Below are 4,642 nucleotides of genomic sequence, written 5' to 3'. Positions count from 1 at the left end.
GCTTAAAGAACAGATTACACAAGAACTAGAACAATTACCTGAACCTCTGTTACAGCAGATTTTAGATTTTGTTCAGTTCTTACAAGCTAAATACCAAAAAGAGAAAACTTTAGAAATCACTATTATGAGTGAATCATCACTACAAAAAGATTGGTTAAGACCAGAGGAAGATTCAGCATGGCAGGATTTATAAAAGTAGATGTTGTTATTGTTCCATTTCACTTTTCAGACTTAACTGAAACAAAACGCAGACCTACTCTAGTTATTGCTAATCTTCAGGGGAATGACCTGATTCTTTGCCAAATCACTAGCCAATCTGTTGGCAATATATATGCTATTAAACTGGATAACAGTGATTTTAGCTCCGGTCAATTAAATTAGCTAATTAATATCAGACTAAATCGGATTTTTACTGCCGACAAACAAATTGTTTTATATCAAGCAGGTCAAATAAAAACGGAAAAATTAACAGAGGTGATTAATAAAATTATTGAAATTATACAGTACTCAAACCTGTAGTTGTATTGGGTATTTGACTAAGTTGGACTGCTGTCGTCAGATGGTTGAGTAACTGGCGGTTGTGTAACAGGTGTACATGGACTTGGTGCATCTTCTGGTAAAACAGAGACACCAAGGCGTTTTAGTTGGGATAAGTCCAGCAACACTGTTTCTGGCAAAGGTTTTGATTTTGATGGAACTGAGGAAGTTACTGCTGGATTATTAGTATTAGCTGGAGCTTGTGTGCTTTTATTAGCACAGACTCGCATAGACACTGAAAAATTTCCCGAAGCAGGTTTAGGATTTGGTTTTGTGTTGATAACTTGTAAAAAAGCTCCAGGGGGAAGTGATTGGTTGTTTCCCAAGGTGATTGAATTGTTAGTTTTAATTACCCAGCCAGGAGAAAGGTTGGCTAGCGATCGCTGTATGGGTGTCGCTTTGATTGTAGGATTTGAAGTTGGTATGGGAGTGGATGAAATCAAGGGGACTAATGGCGATCGCAGTCGCAGTTGGTTCACGAACAATCCTAAAACACCTGCTGCTACCACAAATATTAACGGAACAATCCACTGTAGCGGTGATTGGCGACTTTTGGGAAGCTCTGTGTCTGGAATTACCTGAGTTTTTTGATTTGGGACAAGCTGACTTGAAAATATTGATGACTGTGTTGGTATTTCTGGCAGTTTAGAAGTACCCAATTGCTGAGTTTGAGATTGATGTGTCTGTTTTTCTCGAACAACTTTATCTTGAATTCTTGCTACTTCTTCATCCCCAAGTTCCAAAACCTGCTGATATCGCTTTAATTCCTCACGAATCTCATCACTAAAGGGATACTCATGCTGAATCGTTTGAATTAGCGCTTGTTCATACTGTTGTAACTTTTGCAGATATGCTTCAATCTCAACCTTAATTCTGGTTTCAATTAGAGCAATATTTTCATCTTTTAGACCTAAGATTTGTTGCTCCTGCCGCAGTTGATTACGCTGCGTTTTACTCAAAGGATACTGCTGCTGTGTTGCTCTGGTAAATACCTGTTCATACTGTTGTAGCTTTTGCAAGGATGCTTTAATGTCAACAGTAATTCGAGCTTCAATCGCAGCAGTATCTTCATTCTTTAGATTTAACATTTGCTGCTCATTTCTGAGCTGATGACGCTGCGTCGCACTCAAGGGATATTGCTGCTGTGTGGCTTTTATAAATGCTTGTTTATACTGCTGTAATTTTTGTAGATAAGTTTCAACCTCAGCCGTAATTCTAGCTTCAATTGAAGCAACATCTTCATCTTTTAAACTTAAGTTTTGCTGTTCTTGTAGCAGTTCATGACGCTTTGCTTCACCAACAGGATACTGCTGTTGTGTTGCTATAATGAATGCCTGTTCATACTGCTGCAACTTTTGCTGATATGCTTCTATCTCAGCAGTGACGCGACTTTCAAGTGAAGCTATATCTTTATCACTGAGTTTCCATATCCGTTGCATATTCTGCAACCGATCATGAGCAGCTTGACTAAGAGGATATTCTCGTTGCATTGCCTCAGCTAATGCCTGCTCATAATATTGCATTTTTTGCTTATATGCTTCAATTATTGCCTTAACCTGTGCCTCTATTGGCATTGTATCCTCATTCCTCAGCCCCAAAATTTGCTGAAGATTCTGTCGTAGCATATTGAGATCATCTTCACTGAGAGCTACTTGCTGCTGGAGTGCCTCACTGAAGTCTCTTTCATATCGCTGTAACTTTTCTTGAAATTCCTGACGAGTAACTGCTAACATTTCATCTTCAATTGCAGTTGCTTCTACCTCGGATAGCCCCAAACGATTTCTCAATGCATCTAAAATCTTGCGACCTACAAAAGAAACTTCTCCACGGTTATTGTATCGCGCTACCTCTTTGCGATACTTCTGTTTGGGATCACCTTGCGGAACTTTTGTAAGTCGAATCTTAAAGCCTTCTCTACTCGTGTAGATTTCTGGCCTCATTGTCGGCTGTATTTCTCTAACTTTCTGGCTCGCATACTCATGCAACTCATCAATCGAGACAACCCCATCTTCATCTAGATCTGCCGCCCCTGTTGTAATTCCTTCAATCAAATAACGGGTATAAATTGAGAGGTCTGACCCCTGCTGCTCAAAGGAGTATTGAGTCGAACTGGATGAAGTGAGAACAGCACGCCCCTCTCCTCCTAATTGCTCACGGATATTTACACTGCCGTCATCTTTTGCTGATAAACCCTCAGCAAAAGCACCACTAAAGCAACTATCCAAAATTACCACTTGCCGTTTAGAACGGCTGCGGCTCATACTTTCATGTACAACACTGGCTGCTACTGCCGATGAGCGAATTAAATCTCCTCTTGGAGTTTTGCGTGTGGTGCGGGTTGCTAAGAACAGTCTACCAGTGTCATCTTTAATGCCATGACCGGAGAAAAAGAGAACTAACAGATCATCTTTTTGACGATGGGCAAATAAATTCTCGATAGCTTCCTCCATATCTTGGCGCTGGGGATTTTTTAGCACCATAATATCTGTCTCAGTAAAGCCGCCCATTTCTGAATGTAACAGCACTTGCTGCATCGCCTCGACATCTTTTACAGCACCTGGTAGCGGGTTCAAACCAGGCTCATACTCACTCACCCCAATCAGCAACGCTACCTTAACCATCTGAGATTCTCTATCCTGCTACAAATTTCTGTGCTGCTTCAATTGCTGCTTCTAACTCCTGCCGACTACTGGCTTTGACTTTCAGTTTCTTGCCATTAGACTCGATTTCTAGTTCAATAGTCTTGTTACCAAGGCGATCGCCTAAAAATCCCATCAGTGCTTTAATATTCTTAGCATTCACCTGCGCTGTTAGCCAACCCACAGCCAGCCCTGTGAGTGACTTGCTCCCTGCTGGTGCTTCTGCTTCACGGAAAAGACTAGCGTCTTCAACTTCATCCAGTTCCAGCATCTGTTGCAATAGTCTCTGCGTTTCGTCTTGCAGTTCATCGTCATCTAAACCAGGTTCTTGCAAGGCGATGGTAATCTGGACGTTGGATGTAGTCGCCATTTTGAACCTCTAATTATGGTTAATGCTTAAATTATCATAACTATCTTATACAATCCAACTAGTAATAATTCCGGTCTGGATTGTTGTAAATAGCAATTTTGACGATATACATAAGGTGCTACGAGTAGTAAGAATGCTACAAAGTAAAAATAGATACTATTGGTGACCACAGCAAGCTAGGCTTGATTTTGATTTACTTGGTTAATTTTGCAATACGAGAGCGCTCGCTATTGCTGTGTCATATAAAATTCTACACTTGCAGAATTTGTTTGGTTTTATATTTTCATTCAAAAACCGATCTACCCTTCTCTACGGGATGCAAGCAATGTGCAACTGTGATTTTTAATCGTCACGTATATTTGCTGATTACTTTATCAAAAAGGCTAATTGCTTTATCAAAAAGCCTGTTTACTTTCTCAAAATACTTAAATGCTTTCTCAAAAGAAGCTTTTGCTTTCTCAAACCCCAGTTTGCTTTCTCATTTCGGTGTTTTCCGCAAGTAAAAGAAGCTTTTGCTTTCTCAAACCCCAGTTTGCTTTCTCATTTTGGTGTTTTCCGCAAGTAAAAGAAGCTCTTGCTTTCTCAAAATACTTAAACAGTTTGTTAATATAAAAAAGTACTCTATACCTTTTGTCGAATGGGCGACACGAGCGCCCGTAGCCAAAGGCGAACAAGATATCTACCCCACAAGATTGGATAAATTTATTTGTTCAAAGTCCCTCATGCTGCTCCATGATATGCTACCGCCAGTAAATGAGGCGAAGCCTAGCCTGTTGACTTTGTGCCTTTTTAAAGGGTAAAAATCCATGCAAGACTTATAAAATTTATGTCTAAAGAAATAAGCAGAGAATTCACTTTACTATGCCTAAAAGTTGTGTATGTACATAATAGTTACTCTCAACCAATATCTCTAAGGATATAACTAAAAAAGCTAATTTTAGGATAACTCCATCTATAGGCTCACGCAATTTAAACAAAAAAGGTTGATACTGAAGAGTAACTTTACCAGCATGGAACCTGATTGTAATCAAAAATTACAGTTAAGGAAAAGCAAATAGAGAAAAGAGTACAAACAATGGCAACTTCTACAGACCGC

The 4,642-nt window shown here is 39.6% G+C and carries 4 protein-coding genes; 2 read left to right on the top strand and 2 right to left on the bottom strand.

Annotation, left to right across the window (positions count from 1 at the left end):
- Positions 1 to 193 (top strand): DUF2281 domain-containing protein (locus VE944_RS28670; RefSeq protein ID WP_324985446.1); only part of this gene is annotated, 193 nt, incomplete at its 5' end.
- On the top strand, positions 178 to 381 hold the full coding sequence (locus VE944_RS28665) for a hypothetical protein (RefSeq protein ID WP_324985443.1): 204 nt from the start codon (positions 178 to 180) through the stop codon (positions 379 to 381). The genes VE944_RS28670 and VE944_RS28665, both read left to right, overlap by 16 nt.
- A gap of 155 nt (positions 382 to 536) precedes the next feature.
- On the opposite strand, the gene VE944_RS28660 is transcribed toward VE944_RS28665, so the two are convergent.
- Entirely contained in the window at positions 537 to 3,158 is a 2,622-nt protein-coding gene (locus tag VE944_RS28660; RefSeq protein ID WP_324985441.1) for a caspase, EACC1-associated type, read from the bottom strand.
- Positions 3,159 to 3,168: 10 nt separating this feature from the next.
- On the bottom strand, positions 3,169 to 3,546 hold the full coding sequence (locus tag VE944_RS28655) for a hypothetical protein (protein WP_324985438.1): 378 nt from the start codon (positions 3,544 to 3,546) through the stop codon (positions 3,169 to 3,171).
- Between the last annotated feature and the right edge of the window lie 1,096 nt (positions 3,547 to 4,642).

Source organism: Nostoc sp., from assembly GCF_035638895.1.
GTDB lineage: Bacteria > Cyanobacteriota > Cyanobacteriia > Cyanobacteriales > Nostocaceae > Nostoc.
This window is presented reverse-complemented; position numbering and strand designations above follow the sequence as displayed.